General features: G+C 73.1%; 16 protein-coding genes. 7 read left to right on the forward strand and 9 right to left on the reverse strand.

Annotated elements, in window-relative coordinates; all coding sequences use genetic code 11:
- Positions 1-182: 182 nt before the first annotated feature.
- Complete coding sequence (locus ACF1BE_RS23565) at positions 183-1,493, forward strand: mannosyltransferase family protein (RefSeq protein ID WP_392200985.1); 1,311 nt, start codon at positions 183-185, stop codon at positions 1,491-1,493.
- A gap of 237 nt (positions 1,494-1,730) precedes the next feature.
- A complete protein-coding gene (locus ACF1BE_RS23570; RefSeq protein WP_392200986.1) occupies positions 1,731-2,753 on the forward strand; it encodes a phosphatase PAP2 family protein in 1,023 nt (340 codons plus the stop codon).
- 118 nt (positions 2,754-2,871) lie between these two features.
- On the opposite strand, the gene ACF1BE_RS23575 is transcribed toward ACF1BE_RS23570, so the two are convergent.
- Entirely contained in the window at positions 2,872-3,087 is a 216-nt protein-coding gene (locus ACF1BE_RS23575; RefSeq protein WP_392200987.1) for an I78 family peptidase inhibitor, read from the reverse strand.
- Positions 3,088-3,548: 461 nt separating this feature from the next.
- Between ACF1BE_RS23575 and ctaD the strand changes: the two genes are divergently transcribed.
- Positions 3,549-5,231, forward strand: a complete 1,683-nt coding sequence (gene ctaD, locus ACF1BE_RS23580; RefSeq protein WP_392200988.1) for a cytochrome c oxidase subunit I — start codon at positions 3,549-3,551, stop codon at positions 5,229-5,231.
- On the opposite strand, the gene ACF1BE_RS23585 is transcribed toward ctaD, so the two are convergent.
- Both ACF1BE_RS23585 and ACF1BE_RS23590 read right to left on the reverse strand, forming a co-directional pair.
- Positions 5,122-6,162 (reverse strand): helix-turn-helix transcriptional regulator, encoded by a 1,041-nt coding sequence (locus tag ACF1BE_RS23585; protein ID WP_392200989.1) that lies wholly within the window; start codon positions 6,160-6,162, stop codon positions 5,122-5,124. The two genes, ctaD and ACF1BE_RS23585, sit on opposite strands and share 110 nt — an antisense overlap.
- A gap of 119 nt (positions 6,163-6,281) precedes the next feature.
- Positions 6,282-6,992, reverse strand: coding sequence for a transglycosylase family protein (locus ACF1BE_RS23590; RefSeq protein WP_392200990.1), 711 nt, complete (start codon positions 6,990-6,992; stop codon positions 6,282-6,284).
- Between the two features lie 543 nt (positions 6,993-7,535).
- Between ACF1BE_RS23590 and ACF1BE_RS23595 the strand changes: the two genes are divergently transcribed.
- Together ACF1BE_RS23595 and ACF1BE_RS23600 are read left to right on the forward strand one after the other, a co-directional pair.
- The gene (locus ACF1BE_RS23595; protein ID WP_392200991.1) at positions 7,536-8,336 is read left to right on the forward strand and encodes a hypothetical protein; all 801 of its coding nucleotides are present in this window, start codon (positions 7,536-7,538) and stop codon (positions 8,334-8,336) included.
- Positions 8,337-8,406: 70 nt separating this feature from the next.
- Positions 8,407-8,799: a hypothetical protein gene (locus ACF1BE_RS23600; protein WP_392200992.1), complete on the forward strand. Its 393-nt coding sequence runs from the start codon at positions 8,407-8,409 to the stop codon at positions 8,797-8,799.
- Positions 8,800-8,865: 66 nt separating this feature from the next.
- On the opposite strand, the gene der is transcribed toward ACF1BE_RS23600, so the two are convergent.
- From der to aroH, 5 genes are all read right to left on the reverse strand, one after another.
- A complete protein-coding gene (der, locus tag ACF1BE_RS23605; RefSeq protein ID WP_392200993.1) occupies positions 8,866-10,347 on the reverse strand; it encodes a ribosome biogenesis GTPase Der in 1,482 nt (493 codons plus the stop codon).
- A 78-nt stretch (positions 10,348-10,425) separates the two neighbouring features.
- Positions 10,426-11,079 (reverse strand): lysophospholipid acyltransferase family protein, encoded by a 654-nt coding sequence (locus tag ACF1BE_RS23610; protein WP_392200994.1) that lies wholly within the window; start codon positions 11,077-11,079, stop codon positions 10,426-10,428.
- Complete coding sequence (gene cmk / locus ACF1BE_RS23615) at positions 11,076-11,771, reverse strand: (d)CMP kinase (protein WP_392200995.1); 696 nt, start codon at positions 11,769-11,771, stop codon at positions 11,076-11,078. Before cmk ends, ACF1BE_RS23610 begins: the two co-directional genes overlap by 4 nt.
- 98 nt (positions 11,772-11,869) lie before the next feature.
- Positions 11,870-12,955, reverse strand: a complete 1,086-nt coding sequence (locus ACF1BE_RS23620; protein ID WP_392200996.1) for a prephenate dehydrogenase — start codon at positions 12,953-12,955, stop codon at positions 11,870-11,872.
- Entirely contained in the window at positions 12,952-13,314 is a 363-nt protein-coding gene (gene aroH / locus ACF1BE_RS23625; protein ID WP_392200997.1) for a chorismate mutase, read from the reverse strand. Before aroH ends, ACF1BE_RS23620 begins: the two co-directional genes overlap by 4 nt.
- A gap of 156 nt (positions 13,315-13,470) precedes the next feature.
- On the opposite strand from aroH, the gene ACF1BE_RS23630 reads away from it, so the two are divergent.
- The gene (locus tag ACF1BE_RS23630) at positions 13,471-13,923 is read left to right on the forward strand and encodes a Rieske (2Fe-2S) protein (RefSeq protein ID WP_392200998.1); all 453 of its coding nucleotides are present in this window, start codon (positions 13,471-13,473) and stop codon (positions 13,921-13,923) included.
- A gap of 22 nt (positions 13,924-13,945) precedes the next feature.
- A complete protein-coding gene (locus tag ACF1BE_RS23635) occupies positions 13,946-14,716 on the forward strand; it encodes a DNA polymerase beta superfamily protein (RefSeq protein WP_392200999.1) in 771 nt (256 codons plus the stop codon).
- A gap of 157 nt (positions 14,717-14,873) precedes the next feature.
- On the opposite strand, the gene ACF1BE_RS23640 is transcribed toward ACF1BE_RS23635, so the two are convergent.
- Positions 14,874-15,893: an ADP-ribosylglycohydrolase family protein gene (locus ACF1BE_RS23640; RefSeq protein WP_392201000.1), complete on the reverse strand. Its 1,020-nt coding sequence runs from the start codon at positions 15,891-15,893 to the stop codon at positions 14,874-14,876.
- Between the last annotated feature and the right edge of the window lie 52 nt (positions 15,894-15,945).

Consider the following 15,945-nt stretch of genomic DNA (forward strand, 5'->3'; position numbering starts at 1 on the left):
GCGGTGTCCCCGGCCCGCGCGAACCCGTGCGAGTGACTCGTCAGCGTACGCGAGTCCGCCGCGCGGTCACGTGGCGGACATCTCACCCGCGCGACGGGGCCCGTGTGGCGTACGCCACGCCTTCCTCCCCTGGGCGCGCCCGGCGGCCGTCGCCGTTCCGGGGGCCGTCGATAATCGAGCCCGTGACCGATCTCGCCACGCGCGCAGCCGCGCCTCCCGTCTCCCTCCTGCGCCGGGCGACCCCCGCCCTCCTGGGCTACGCGGCGGTGCGCGCTCTGGGGCTGGCCGTGCTGGCGGCGTGGAGCGCCGCACGCGGCAGGAGCGCGTACACCCTGCTGACGGCGCGCTGGGACTCGCTCTGGTACACCCGGGTCGCGGAACGGGGGTACGGCTACGAGGTGCGGCTGCCGAACGGGGACGTCCATTCCAACCTCGCGTTCTTCCCGCTGCTGCCGTGGCTGGAGCGGCTGCTGCACACGGTCACCCCGCTGTCGTACGCGGGCGCCGGCCTCGCGGTGAGCCTGCTGGCGTCGACGGCCGCGGCGGCCGGGATCTTCGCGGTCGCCGACCGGGTGTACGGGCCCCGGGCCGGGGTCTGTGCGGTGCTGCTGTGGGCGGTGCTGCCGGTCGGAGTCGTGCAGTCGATGGCGTACAGCGAGTCGCTGTTCACGGCGCTGGCGGCCTGGGCGCTGTACGCGGTCCTGGCCGGGCGGTGGCTGACCGCGGGCACGCTCGCCGCGCTGGCGGGTCTGACCCGGCCGGTGGGCGTGGCGGTGGTCGCCGCGGTGTGGGTGGCGGGCGTGGTCTCGTTCGTGCGAGCGCGCGGCACGGTGCGCGCGCCGGGCGCGTCCACGGCCTCGCGAGCCGCGGCGCGCACACCGGGCGGGCGAACCGACCCGCACGCCCCGGCGCTCACACCAGGCGCGCCGACGGGCATCCGCGCCCCCGCGACCGCACCCGGCCCACCCGGCGCCCCGCCCATCCCGTGCGCCCCCGCCTGGCGCCGCGCGCTCGGCATGCTGATCGCTCCGCTCGGTGCCGCCGGCTACGTCCTCTGGGTCGGGCGGCGCACCGGCGGCGGGCCGCTCGGATACCTGGACGTCCAGGCCGGGTGGCGCAACGGGTTCGACGGCGGCTACGCCTTCGCCCGCTTCGTGGCGGGCAAGTTCACGTCCTTCCCGTCGGCCCTCGCCGGCCTCGGCCTGATCATCGGCGTCGCCCTGCTGATCTGGCTGTACGTCACCGGCGTCCGCGGGCGTCAGCCCGTCGGACTGCTGGTGTACACGGGAACCGTCCTCGCCCTCGCCCTGTGCGCGTCGAGCTACTTCGGCTCCAAGCCCCGGCTGCTGATGCCCGCGTTCCCGGTGCTGCTGCCGCTCGCCTGCGCCCTGGCCCGGCTGCGCACCTCGCGAGCCGCCCTGGTCACGGCGGGGTCGGCGGTCGCGGCGGCGGTCTACGGCGCGTTCTGGCTGAACGGCTCCGGTCCGCCGTGACCGGCCCCCGTCCCCGGTGACGGCCGGGAGAAATGCGCACGAGGCCCGGGTTAACACATTCATAAGCGCCATATAAACAACACCCGGCATGATCAAAGGAATTGACGCGAGTGGCCTCGCTCGATTGCGGAATCCCTGGAATTCGGGGCGCCCTTGAGAGGTTTGCCACATCACATCGTCATCACAAAGCCGCTGTTTCGACCGGGGACACAGCTCACTCGCTGTAACGTCGATTGGGTGCGTACCGAACGAGACCTCATCCGGCGTCTGGACCGGGTGTTCACCAGACTGGACCGTGAGCCGGAACGACCGGCTCACATCGATGTGCCGAGGATGAGCCGGCACCGGGTCGTCCTGTTCTCGGCGACCCTGGCTTTCTACCTCGCGATCGTGTGGGCCGTGGTGACCACCTCCTGGCTGGTCCGGCTGGACTGGCAGGTCATGTTCTTCCGGCCGTACCAGCAGTGGCCGCAGATCCACGCCTTCCTCGACTACTACGTGGTGCTCGGCCAGCGCGGCCCCACCGCGGTGATGGTCGCGGCCTGGCTCGGCTGGCGCTCCTGGCGGCAGCACACTCTCCGCCCGCTGCTGACCCTGGCCGCCTCGCTGCTGCTGCTGAACATCACCGTCGGCGCCGCCAAGCTCGGCATGGGGCGGCTCGGTCCGCACTACGCGACCGTGATCGGCTCGAACGAGATGGGTCTGGGCGGCGATATATTTCCCAGCGGCCACACCGCCAACGCGGTCGTGACCTGGGGAATCCTGGCGTATCTGGCCTCCACCCCGAGAGCGCGCCGCTGGCTGTCGGCCCTCTCCGCGGTCACCTCGCTCGGCGTCGGCCTCACCACGGTCTACCTCGGTACGCACTGGCTGAGCGACGTGCTCCTCGGCTGGGCCGCGGGCCTGCTGATCCTGCTCGCCCTGCCCTGGTTCGAGCCGCTGATCGCCCGCGCCGAGCTGTGGCTCTTCGTCCTGCGCGACCGCTTGCGCGCCCGCGGCGGCCTGCCCGCGCCCGAGCCGGCCGTCCCGGTCCGGCCGGTGGCGCTCCGGCCGCGCGGCACCCCGGCGGAACCGGCGCCGCTCCGCGAGCCGGTGTCCGCGACCCGCGCCTCCCGGGGCCCGGCCCACCTGGCCCCCGGGCCGCACACGGCCCGTTCGGAACGCACCCCGGTCACCCCGGTGGGCAGCCGCCGCCCGCCGCACGCCGACCGTCTCCCCCGGGGTACTTCCCAGCCGGCCCGCCCCCTGACAGGCGGCTGACGGCGGGAACCGGCGACGGGGTCCGGTACGCACCACCACCCCGCGCCACGGCGAAGGCCCCGCTCCCTGAGGGGAAGCGGGGCCTTCGCCGTGTCCGGGGCCGTTCCCCGGCCCGGGGTCAGCCCTTCCAGGCGCGGGACACCCGGCCGTCCCGCACCTCGAAGTTCAGCCGGCCCGCGCGGTACTCCATGGTGATGACCGCGCCCGGCGGCAGTGACCGTACCGACGGCCAACCGCGCTCCCGGGCGAGCCGCTCGGCGTGTGCGGCGTCGAGGCCGACGTACCCGTCCGGACTGTCCTGGGGCTCCGCTGGCGGAGTGGGAATCGGTGCCATGCCGCCACGCTAGGCCGCATCGGGCGGCGACGGAAGCGGGCACAGCAGGGTAAGAGCCGTATGCGGTTCCGGTCACACCTCTGTCACAGCCTCCCGGCCCGGATTCAGCCATCCTGACATCGGCTGACATCACGCCCGGCCGTCACCCGAACGGGCGTTTCTGTTCGGCTTACCGGGGTAATCGAGCCGAATTCACGCGTGTCGGCGGACCGCTTCGAATTATCCGTCAGAAAGTGCCCCCAGTGGGGATCGGGGCGGGCCCGCGGCGCGATTCCCCGGCAATCCCGCGCGGTGCCACGGAAGCTGACGCCGCATAGGAGATTTCACGGATTCAGCACACAACCGCCGTACGCCCCGTGCCGGGCGCACGGCCCGGCGAGCGGCGTGACGGCAGCTCGCGGGCCCGCGCGCCGCGTGCCGCGGCGGGTCCGGGCGCGACGACGCGAAGGGGCGAGCGAGCGATGGGGACCGAGGCCGCGGGGACGACGGCACGCCCGGTGCGCACCGGCCGGGGCGGCCGGCTGGTCGTGGAGTGGCTCATCACCACCGACCACAAGAGGATCGGTCATCTGTACCTGATCACGGGGTTCTGCTTCTTCCTGATCGGCGGGGTCATGGCCCTGCTGATGCGCGCGGAACTCGCCCGGCCCGGACTCCAGGTCATGAGCAACGAGCAGTACAACCAGCTGTTCACCCTGCACGGCACGATCATGCTGCTGCTGTTCGCCACCCCCAGCTTCGCGGGCTTCGCCAACGAGCTGATGCCGTTGCAGATCGGCGCGCCGGACGTGGCGTTCCCCCGGCTGAACATGCTGTCGTACTGGCTGTTCACGTTCGGCGGGCTGATCGTGCTGGGCTCGCTGCTGGTGCCGGAGGGGCCGGCCGACTTCGGCTGGTTCGCCTACGCCCCGCTCAACGACTCCGCCCACTCCCCCGGTCTCGGCCCGGATCTGTGGATCATGGGCCTGGCGCTGTCCGGCTTCGGGACGATCCTCGGCGCGGTCAACTTCGTCACCACCGTCATCGGGATGCGCGCACCCGGGATGACGATGTTCCGGATGCCGATCTTCACCTGGAACACGCTGTTCACCTCGATCCTGATCCTGCTGGCCTTCCCGGTGCTGGCGGCGGCGCTGCTGGTGCTGGAGGCGGACCGCCGGTTCGGCGCCCGGGTGTTCGAGGCGGCCGGCGGCGGCGCGCTGCTGTGGCAGCACCTGTTCTGGTTCTTCGGGCACCCCGAGGTGTACATCATCGCGCTGCCGTTCTTCGGGATCGTCACGGAGATCATCCCGGTGTTCAGCCGCAAGCCGGTCTTCGGCTATCTGACGCTGGTGGGCGCGACCATGACGATCACCGGGCTGTCGGTGGTGGTGTGGGCGCACCACATGTTCGCCACCGGCGCGGTGCTGCTGCCGTTCTTCTCGTTCACGTCGTTCCTCATCGCGGTGCCGACGGGCGTGAAGTTCTTCACCTGGACCGGCACGATGATCAAGGGCTCGCTGTCCTTCGAGACGCCCATGCTGTGGTCGCTGGGCTTCCTGGTGACGTTCCTGTTCGGCGGGCTGTCCGGGGTGGTCCTGGCGTCGCCGCCGCTGGACTTCCACGTCACGGACTCGTACTTCGTGGTCGCCCACTTCCACTACGTCGTCTTCGGCACGGTCGTCTTCGCGGTCTTCGGCGGCTTCTACTTCTGGTGGCCCAAGTTCACCGGCAGGATGCTCGACGAGCGGCTCGGGAAGATCCAGTTCTGGACCCTGTTCACGGGCTTCCACACCACCTTCCTGGTGCAGCACTGGCTGGGCGCCGAGGGCATGCCCCGCCGGTACGCCGACTACCTGTCGGCCGACGGTTTCACGGCGCTCAACACGGTGTCCACGATCGGCGCCTTCCTGCTGGGTGTGTCCACGCTGCCGTTCCTCTACAACGTCTGGACGACAGCCGTGCACGGCGCGAAGGTCGAGACCGACGACCCCTGGGGCTACGGCCGTTCACTGGAGTGGGCGACCTCCTGCCCGCCACCCCGGCACAACTTCGTCACCCTGCCCCGGATCCGCTCGGAGTCCCCGGCGTTCGACCTGCACCACCCGCAGTACGCGGGCCGGGCTCCGCAGCCCGAGCCAGAGCGGCATCAAGCCGGTCCCTGATCCTCGTGACCGCCTCGGTCAGCTCCGCGGGCTCCAGTACCTCGAACGGGAGGCCCAGCATCATGACGTGGACGACCATCACGTCCAGGCTCACGGCCCCGGCGCGCAGGACGCACGCGTCGGCACCGTCGGCCTCCAGCGTCCCGGCGGAGGGCGAGATCCGCTCGGCGGCCTCGTGCAGCGGCACCAGCAGCCGGACGGCGGCGTGGGTGGCGTAGGCGCCCGTGGAGACGCCTTGTGACACATAGGCGGCGAGGTCCTCGGCGGGCGGTTCGCGGGGGGTGAAGCGCGGTCCGTGCGGCGGCCTCGGGGTGATGCGGTCGACGCGGAAGGTGCGCCAGCCGGCCCGGTCGACGTCCCAGGCGACCAGGTACCAGCGCCGCTCGGTGCACACCAGCCGGTGCGGCTCGACGGTACGGCGGCTCGTGGCGCCGTCGTGGTCGCGGTACGTGAACCGCAGCCGCTCGGCGTCCCGGCACAGGTGGGCCAGTTCGGTGAGCAGGGCGGGGTCGACCGGGGTCGCCGGCGGTCCGCCGCGCAGCATCGGCACGGTGAAGGCGTTCAGGGCGCTCACCCGGCGGCGCAGCCGGTGCGGCAGCACCTGTTCCAGCTTGGCCAGGGCCCGTACGGAGGTCTCACCGATGCCCTCGATGCCCTGGCCGGCGGCGGTGCGCAGGCCGACGGCCACGGCGACGGCCTCGTCGTCGTCCAGCAGCAGCGGCGGGAGTTCCGCACCCGGGCCCAGTCGGTAGCCGCCGCCCGTGCCGGGGCTGGCGTTCACCGGGTAGCCCAGCTCACGCAGCCGGTCCACGTCGCGGCGGACCGTGCGCGGGGTGACGCCCAGCCGGCCGGCGAGGTCGGCGCCGGACCACTCGCGGTGGGCCTGGAGCAGCGAGAGCAGGCGCAGCAGGCGTGCCGAGGTCTCCAACATGGGGCCCAGTCTGCCTGCGGATGCGGACAGCCGCTGTCCTCGTCAGGACAGCGGCCGCCTGCCGTGGTGGCCCGGGCTCGGAGCGCGGGGCTCGGAGCGCGGGGCTCGGAGCGCGGGGCTCAGAGCGCGAGGCGCTGGCCGGGCACGATCAGGTCGGGATCGGCGCCGATGACGGCCTTGTTGGCGGCGTAGAGCCGCTGCCAGCTGGTTCCGTACCGGGCGGCGATGATGCTCAGGGTGTCGCCCTCGCGGACCGTGTAGGCGCCGCGGGACGCGCTGCGGCCGGTGGTGGCAGCCGGGCGCTCCGGTGTCACGGCCGGGGCGGACGGCGTCGTCGCGCTCCTCGGCGTCGCGTTGTTCCGGGTCGAGCCGTTCCCCGTCGCGCCGCTGTGGGGCGCGCTGTTCCGGGAGGACGTGCCCGAGGCGGTCGCCGGGGCGGCTCCGGCGGCCCCGGCGCGGGCCGAGCAGACCGGCCAGGCACCCCAGCCCTGGGCGCCCTGGACCTTGGTGGCGACGGTGATCTGCGCGCTTCTGGAGGCCTGGTCGGCCGTCGGGGCGTAGGCGGTGCCGCCGTACGCGCGCCAGGTGCCGGCGGAGAACTGGAGCCCGCCGTAGTAGCCGTTGCCGGTGTTGATGTGCCAGTTGCCGCCGCTCTCGCACTGGGCGATGCGGTCCCACACCCCGTTGTCCGCCGCGGCGGCGTTGCCGGTCGCGGCGAGCAGTCCCAGCGGGGCCAGCAGGGCGGCTCCGGCCAGCGCGGCCGTCGTGCGGCCCTTGCGGGTGCTGCCGGGGCGGTCGGTGTTGCGGGTGGTATCAGCACAGTCGGACATGTGGTTCCCTCTCCACGAACCCGGGCTCCCCCGGACGGAGCGCGTCCTGCCGCGTATGGCCGCGGTTCGTCGCGCCCGCCCCGTCCGCCGCCGCCGGTGCGGCGGTCGTGCTCTGCCTGGTGCCGGCCTGCGGACGTACCCGAGCGGTGCTCGTTGCACACGGCGGAGGAATGTAGGGAGGGCGGGCCACCGGAATCAACCAACTCATCGTCGCTCCAGGCCAGTTGATGGTTACCGGAGGTAGCGGCGATTTCCGGACACCCACCTCGTCCGCTTATTTCCGGACGAGTCGACCACCGGGCCGAACGGCCTGTGACCCACCTCACCGGATCAAGCCCCTCCATCCGGTGCGAATTTCACGCTGGGCACCCGTACGGACACCCGCCGTCACCGTGCGCGGCGGGCAGTCCGAACCGGTGCGCTCCGGGGCGTGACCCCCACCACAGGACGCCCGTTGTCTTCTTCATGAGCCCGGAACCCCGGGGCTCATCGGCCGGGAGCCACCCGGCCGACCCCCAGCACCGCATTCCGAGGGAGCCACCCGTGCCGCGCATGCTCGACGTCAGTGACGCCGTACGCGCCGAGATCGGCGACGAAGAAGCCGACCGGCTGCTCGCCGGACAGAACGCCCCGGGCAGTTACGACTGCACGTCCTGCCGCACCCCGGGCGACTCCGAGCAGGAGCGCACCAGCACCGTCCTGTTCGTCGGCGACGAGACCGCCGTCCTCGCCTTCGCCCACGCCGGCTGCCTGCCCTCGCAGGTCGTCCAGGTCACCGAGGAGCAGTTGCAGGGCGCCGTCCGGTCCATCGGCGCCGCCGGTGAGATGACCGGTGCCGATGCCGCCGGCGTGCCGCACGCGACCCTCCCCGAGCAGGCGGTGCTCGGCGTGACCAGCGGACTGGTCCTGATCCACGGGGAGTTGCACCCCGCGCTCGTGGTCGAGCCGACGTCGGCGATCGCGCGCCCGGGCACCACCGGGACCGGTGACGCCTTCCTTCCGCTGCTCGTCGAGCAGGGCTTCGCGCCGGTGACCGAGCTGGCGTCCGTCCCGCCGGTGCTGCACGGCTGGTCCGTCCTGCTGGCCGCGGGGCAGCTGCACGCGGTGCTCCAGCCGTCGGCCGACGGGGGCCGGCCGGTGGCCTGGTGGCAGGCGCACCAGCCGCTCCAGGTGACCGACAGCTGGCGGGCCGCCGCCAACAAGCACCAGCAGGTGCTCCTGTTCGCGGCGCCGGTGGGGTCGATCGGGCGCCAGCCCCGGGAGGACCTGCTGCGCGGCGCGCTGGACAGGGCCGCCGCCCACGGCAGGCTGGTCGCCGCGGCGCTTCCGCTCGCGGGTACCTGAGAACCGCCCGGGCAGAGCCCTACGACCCCGTCGGCCGCATCCCTTTGCACATCCGGTCGTTGGGACATACGTGCACGCATACGACACTCCCCTCCGCCGGTCCCTCTCCTCCGTGCCGTCCGCCCGGACGGCCCACGAACCGTCCGGCGGACCGTCGGCCACGCCGATCTACGACGCGCTCTACGCGGAGTGGGTCAGGACCTTCCGCACGCTGCCGGGGGACCGCAGCGGCGAGGAGGAGCTGAGGTTCAGTGCCTTCGGCGAATTCCCGGACGGCACGGGCGGGTACGGCGGACACCGGGCGGGGTCGTTCAGCAGCTCCTACAGCGCCTACAGCGCGGGGGCCTACAGCGCCCGGCAGCAGTCGCAGTGGCAGCGGGTCGGCACGCTCGGGCGGCAGCAGGACACCGGCACGCAGTACGGCCCGGCCGCCCTGCCGCCGGGACCTCGCCGGGGCGCGTGACGGACGCGCGAACGGCGAAGGGCGCCCCCTGGAGAGCCAGGGGGCGCCCTTCTCGTCGTACCGGCGTCACTTCTTCTTCGCGCCGCGCTTCTCGCGCACCCGCACCGAGAGGTGGATCGGGGTGCCCTCGAAGCCGAACTGCTCGCGCAGGCGGCGCTCGATGAAGCGCCGGTAGCCCGCCTCGATGAAGCCCGACGCGAAGAGCACGAACCGCGGCGGCTTGGTGCCGGCCTGGGTGCCGAAGAGGATGCGCGGCTGCTTGCCGCCCCGGACGGGGTGCGGGTGCGCGGAGACCAGCTCGCCGAGGAAGGCGTTCAGGCGGCCCGTGGGGACGCGCGTCTCCCAGCCCGCCAGCGCCGTCTCGATGGCCGGAACCAGCTTCTCCATGTGCCGGCCGGTGCGGGCCGAGACGTTGACCCGGGGCGCCCAGGCGACCTGGCCCAGCTCCGTCTCGATCTCCCGCTCCAGGTAGTAGCGGCGCTCCTCGTCCAGGGTGTCCCACTTGTTGAAGGCGAGGACGATCGCGCGTCCCGCCTCCACGGCCATGGTGACGATGCGCTGGTCCTGGACCGAGATGTTCTCGGAGCCGTCGATCAGGATGACCGCGACCTCGGCCTTCTCCACGGCGGCCGCCGTGCGCAGCGAGGCGTAGTAGTCGGCGCCCTGCTGGAGGTGGACCCGCTTGCGGATGCCCGCCGTGTCGACGAACTTCCAGGTGACGCCGCCCAGTTGGATCAGCTCGTCGACCGGGTCGCGGGTGGTGCCCGCCAGTTCGTTGACGACGACGCGCTCCTCGCCGGCCACCTTGTTCAGCAGCGAGGACTTGCCGACGTTCGGGCGGCCGATCAACGCGATGCGGCGGGGGCCGCCGACGGCCGTGCCGAAGGTCTGCTCGGGCGCCTCCGGCAGCGCCTCCAGGACGGCGTCCAGCATGTCGCCGGTGCCGCGGCCGTGCAGGGCGGAGACCGGGTGCGGCTCGCCGAGGCCGAGCGACCACAGGTAGGTCGCGTCCGCCTCACCGCTCGGGCCGTCGACCTTGTTGGCGCACAGCACGACCGGCTTGCCCGCCTTGCGCAGCAGCCGGACGACCGCCTGGTCGGTGTCGGTCGCGCCGACCTTGGCGTCGACGACGAAGACGACCGCGTCGGCCGCCTCGATCGCGTACTCGGCCTGCGCGGCCACGGAGGCGTCGATGCCGAGGACGTCCTGCTCCCAGCCGCCGGTGTCGACCACCTTGAAGCGGCGGCCGGCCCACTCGGCCTCGTAGGTGACACGGTCGCGGGTGACGCCCGGCTTGTCCTCGACGACCGCTTCGCGGCGGCCGATGATCCGGTTCACCAGGGTCGACTTGCCGACATTGGGGCGGCCGACGACGGCGAGCACGGGCAGCGGGCCGTGGCCCGCCGCCTCGATGGCGCCCTCGACGTCCTCGATGTCGAAGCCCTCTTCCGCGGCGAGCTGCATGAACTCCGCGTACTCGGCGTCGCCGAGAGCCCCGTGCTCGTACTCGTGCTCGGCCGAGCCGTCGGGCTGGATGTCGTCGTTCATGAAGTCCGTACCTCGTCGTTCATTCGTGGTGATCGGTGGAGCGGCCCTCCGTGGGCTGATCCACTACTCAAGTGTCGCCTAGCGCCCGGTCAGGCGCCTGGCGTTTTCCAGGTGGCTGGTGAGCCGCTTGCGGATCCGCTCGGTCGCCTCGTCCAGCGCGCCGCGCGTACGCCGCCCGGTGCCGTCGCCCGCGTCGAACGGGTCACCGAAGACGACGTCGATCCGCGAGCGCAGCGGTGGCAGCGCCTTGACCAGTCGCCCGCGCCGCTCGGCGCTTCCCAGTACGGCGACGGGCACGATCGGCGCCCCGCCGCGGACCGCGAAATAGGCCAGCCCGGCGCGCAGCGCGGCGAAGTCGCCCTCACCCCGCGTGCCCTCCGGGAAGATGCCCAGCACTCCCCCGGCCGCCAGCACGCCGAGGGCCTGGGTGATCGCGGCGCGGTCGGGGGTGGCGCGGTCCACCTTCAGCTGGCCGATGCCGGTCAGGAAGGGGTCCAGCGGGCCGATGAACGCCTCCCTCTTGATCAGGAAGTGCGTCGGCCGGGGCGCCACGCCCATGACCATGGGGCCGTCGACGTTGTGGGAGTGGTTCACCGCGAAGATCACCGGACCGGACGCCGGCACCTTCCAGGCGCCCAGCACCCGCGGCCGGAACAGCCCGTGCATGAGGCCGACGCCGATGCGCCGCCCGATCTCGGCGCCCAGCTCCGAGGGGACCGGCGGACGGCTCACTTCCCGGCCCGCTTCTCCTCGACCAGGGTGACGACGCACTCGATGACCTGGGCGAGGGTCAGCTCGGTGGTGTCCACCTCGACCGCGTCGTCGGCCTTGGCGAGCGGCGAGGTCTTGCGGCTGGAGTCGGCCGCGTCCCGCTTGATCAAGGCCTCGCGGGTGGCGTGCAGGTCGGCGTTCTTCAGCTCACCGCTGCGGCGGGCCGCACGGGCCTCCGGGGAGGCGGTGAGGAATATCTTCAGGTCGGCGTCCGGCAGGACGGTCGTACCGATGTCCCGGCCCTCGACCACGATGCCGTGCTCCGCGGCGGCGGCCAGCGAGCGCTGGAGCTCGGTGATCCGGGCGCGCACCTCGGGAACCGCGCTGACCGCGCTGACCTTGGAGGTGACCTCCTGGGTGCGGATCGGACCGGCCACGTCGACGCCGTCGACCGTGATGGCCGGGTGCGCCGGGTCGGTGCCGGAGACGATCTCCGGCTTGCCGGCGACGGCGGCGACGGCGGTGGGGTCCGCCAGGTCGATGCCGTTGTTCACCATCCACCAGGTGATCGCCCGGTACTGGGCGCCGGTGTCCAGGTAGCTCAGGCCGAGCTGCGCGGCCACGGCCTTCGACGTGCTCGACTTGCCCGTGCCGGACGGACCGTCGATCGCGACGATCACGGGCTTGGGGGTCGGGGCGGCGCCGTTTTCCACGGGAGGGCACCTTCCTGGTGAAGGGTGGTGGTCGGGGGCGGGACGCGAGGGCGCCCCGCACAAGGTTACTGGCTCGCGGCAGGCGCCCTCACCGCGCTCTACTGCCGCAGGGCCCAGCCCCGCTCGCGCAGGGCCTCCCTCAGCGTCGCCGCCGCCTTCGGCTCGACCATGAGCTGGACGAGGCCGGCCTGCTGTCCCGTCGCGTGCTCGATGCGCACGTCCTCGACGTTGACCCCGGCCCGTCCCGCGTCCGCGAAGATGCGGGCCAGCTGGCCGGGCTGGTCGTCGATGAGGACGACGACGGTCTCGTACACGCGGGGCGCGCTGCCGTGCTTGCCGGGCACCCGCACCTGGCCGGCGTTCCCGCGGCGCAGCACGTCCTCGATGCCGGCGCTGCCCGAGCGGCGCTTGTCGTCGTCGCAGGACTGGAGGGCGCGCAGCGCCTGGACGGTCTCGCCGAGGTCGGCCGCGACGTCGGAGAGCAGGTCGGCGACGGGGCCGGGGTTCGCGGAGAGGATGTCGATCCACATGCGCGGGTCGGAGGCGGCGATCCGGGTCACGTCGCGGATGCCCTGCCCGCACAGCCGTACGGCGGCCTCCTCGGCGTGCTCCAGGCGCGCGGCGACCATGCTGGACACCAGGTGGGGCATGTGGGAGACGAGGGCGACGGCGCGGTCGTGGGCGTCGGCGTCCATGACGACCGGGACGGCCCGGCAGTACGAGACCAGCTCCAGGGCGAGGTTCAGCACCTCGGTGTCGGTGTCCCGGGTGGGGGTGAGCACCCAGGGCCGGCCCTCGAAGAGGTCGGCGGTCGCGGCCAGCGGGCCGGACTTCTCCCGGCCGGACATGGGGTGGGTGCCGAGGTACGCACTGAGGTCCAGGCCGGCCGCCTCCAGTTCGCGGCGGGGGCCGCCCTTGACGCTGGCGACGTCCAGGTAGCCGCGGGCCACGCCCCGGCGGATGGCGTCGGCGAGCACCCGGGCCACGTGGGCGGGCGGGGCGGCCACGATCGCCACGTCGACCGGGCCCTCGGGCGCCTCGTCGGTGCCGGCGCCCAGCGCGGCTGCCGTACGGGCCTGGTCGGGATCGTGGTCGGCGAGGTGGACGGTTACCCCGCGCCGGGCCAGGGCCAGGGCGGCGGAGGTGCCGATGAGGCCGGTGCCGATGACGAGTGCGGTTCTCACTGGGCGATGTCCTTGCGCAGGCCGGCCGCGGCGCCGAGGTAGACGTGGGCGATGCCGGCGCGGGACGCGTCCGACTCGACGTGGGCGAGGATCCGCACGACGCGGGGCATCGCGCCCTCGACGTCCAGTTCCTGGGCGCAGATCAGCGGAACGTCCACGATGCCGAGCTTGCGGGCGGCGGCGGCGGGGAAGTCGCTGTGCAGGTCGGGGGTGGCCGTGAACCAGATGCTGATCAGGTCGTCGGCGGTCAGCCCGTTGCGTTCCAGGACGGCGGTGAGCAGGGCCCCGACCTGCTCCTCCATGTGTCCGGCCTCGTCGCGCTCCAACTGGACCGCCCCCCGGACCGCTCGTACCGCCACGGTGCTGCTCCTCGCTGACATGCGTGTCTGTCGTGTCTGTTCTTGGTCCGTCCAGCGTAGTCAGCCCGCGCGGGGCGGGCGTGCGCCGCCCGGTCACTGAGACGATGCCGAAATACCGGTATCCACCGTTTTCGACGTCCTGCACGGAGGCATGACATGACCCAGCCCTCGACCCGGCGCACGGTTCTGGCTTCGAGCGCGGGGGCGCTCGCCCTGGGATGCGTGGGATGCGGCGGCGGCAAGAGCGAAGGCGGCTCCTCGCCGTCCGCCCCGCCCACCGGAGCCGCCAGCGGCTCGCCGTCGCCCTCCTCGTCCGCGGGCGGTGCGGAACTGACCGCGACCGGCGACATCCCGGTGGGCGGCGGCAAGGTGTTCGGCGACCGGAAGATCGTGGTCACCCAGCCGTCGAAGGGCGAGTTCAAGGCCTTCTCGGCGATCTGCACGCACCGGGGCTGCACGGTGAACGAGGTCGCGGACGGCACCATCGACTGCCCGTGCCACGGCAGCAGGTTCCACGTGGCCGACGGCTCGGTGGCCCACGGCCCCGCGACCCGGCCGCTGCCCGAGAAGCGGATCACCGTGCGGGGACAGTCGATCCAGCTGGCCTGAGGGGCCCGCGTAGGCTCCTGGGATGCAGCCGCAGGATCTCGTACGCGACCACACGGTCTACGCCTGTGTCATGGGCTCCCGTGCCTTCGGTCTGGCCACGGACGCCAGCGACACCGACCGGCGGGGTGTGTTCCTCGCCCCCACGCCGCTGTTCTGGCGGTTCGAGAAGCCGCCGACGCATGTCGAGGGGCCGGGCGAGGAGCGGTTCTCCTGGGAGCTGGAGCGGTTCTGCGAGCTGGGGCTGCGCGGCAACCCGAACATCCTGGAGTGCCTGCACTCCCCGCTGGTGGAGCACGTCGACGACACCGGCCGTGAGCTGCTGTCCCTGCGCGACGCCTTCCTGTCGCGCCGGGCCTACGACACGTTCACGGGCTACGCCCTCGGCCAGCGCAGGAAGCTGGACGCCGACGTCCGCGTCACGGGCGCCCCGCGCTGGAAGCACGCGATGCACCTGCTGCGGCTGCTGACGAGCGCCCGGGACCTCATGCGCACCGGCGAGCTGCGGATCGGCGCCGGTGACCGGCGGGAGGCGCTGCTCGCGGTGAAGCGGGGCGAGGTCCCGTGGGCGGAGGTGGAGCGGCGGATGGTCCGGCTGGCGGCGGAGGCCGAGGAGGCGCTGCGGGGCAGCCCGCTGCCGGCGGAGCCGGACCACGCGCGCGTGGCGGACCTCCTGCACCGGACGCGCCGCGCGTCAGCCCTCCGGGCGGAGCCGGACCGGCGGGCGGTGCGGGGCAGCTCGGGCGCGGGGCGCGCCGATGGACATCCCGCAGGTCCACCCGGAGTCCGGGCCTAGGGTCTTTCGTTCGGATCAGGCCGGATCAGGGAGCGGGTCCTGGTGCCGTGCATCGCAAGGCGGAGGAGGGCGTCGACGCGGAGCGTCGACAACCGACGACAACGCCGCAGATGCGCGTACCAGACCCCGCGGCCCCGGCAAGATCCGAAAGAGAGCCCTAGGCGTCCCAGAGTGATCCCAGCGCCAGCAGGTCCGCCCGGTACTCGATCCGTCCGGTCCAGTCGGCGGGCCAGGCGCCGGCGCCCAGCCGGGCGCCCGCGAAGGCGCCGGTGAGACAGGCGATGGAGTCGGAGTCGCCCGCGGTGCAGGCGGCCCGGCGCAGGGCGGTGACGGGCTCGTCCGGGAAGAGCAGGAAGCACAGCAGTCCGGTGGCGAGGGCCTCCTCGGCGATCCAGCCCTCTCCGGTGGCCAGGCAGGGGTCGGTCTCCGGGGAGACGGTCCGTGCGGCGTCCCGGAGGCGGTCGAGGGCCGCCAGGCACTCGTCCCAGCCGCGCGCGATGAACTGCTCGGGGCCCGGGTCCTGGGCGCGGGTCCACAGGTCGCCGAGCCAGCTGTGGTGGTAGCGGGTGCGGTGGTCCAGGGCGTAGGAACGCAGGGCGTCGACCAGTTCCGCCGGGCCGGTACCCCGTGCGAGCAGGTGGACGGCGTGGGCGGTGAGGTCGGAGGCGGCCAGCGCGGTGGGGTGGCCGTGGGTGAGCGCCGACTGCAACTGGGCGGCACCGGCGCGCTGTTCGTCGCTCAGGCCGGGGGCGAGTCCGACGGGGGCGACGCGCATGTTGGCGCCGCAGCCCTTGGAGCCGACCTGGCTGGCGTCCTGCCAGGGCCGGTCGGGCTCCGTGAGCAGGGCGCACGCCCGCAGACAGGTGCTGCCGGGGGCGCGGTCGTTCTCCGGTGACCGGTACCAGTGGACGAACTCCTCGCGCAGCGGCCGCTCCAGCCGCCCCGGCGTGAGGTGGCCGTGCTCCATGGCCGTGCCGAGGGCGCGGCCGAGGGCGAGGGTCATCTGGGTGTCGTCGGAGACCAGGGCGGGCCGGGGCAGGTCCAGCGTCCGCCAGGGCCCGGAGCCGGCGAGGATCGCCGGCACGGTCTTGAACTCGGTCGGGTAGCCGAGGGCGTCCCCGAGGGCCAGGCCCAGGAGTGCTCCGGTCGCGGCTCGTTCGGACACGTGGTTCACCATCCCCTTTATCGTCACTGTGACAATAAACGGGGATGGTGATCACGACAAGGCG

This window comes from Streptomyces sp. NPDC014991, assembly GCF_043080665.1.
Taxonomy (GTDB): domain Bacteria; phylum Actinomycetota; class Actinomycetes; order Streptomycetales; family Streptomycetaceae; genus Streptomyces.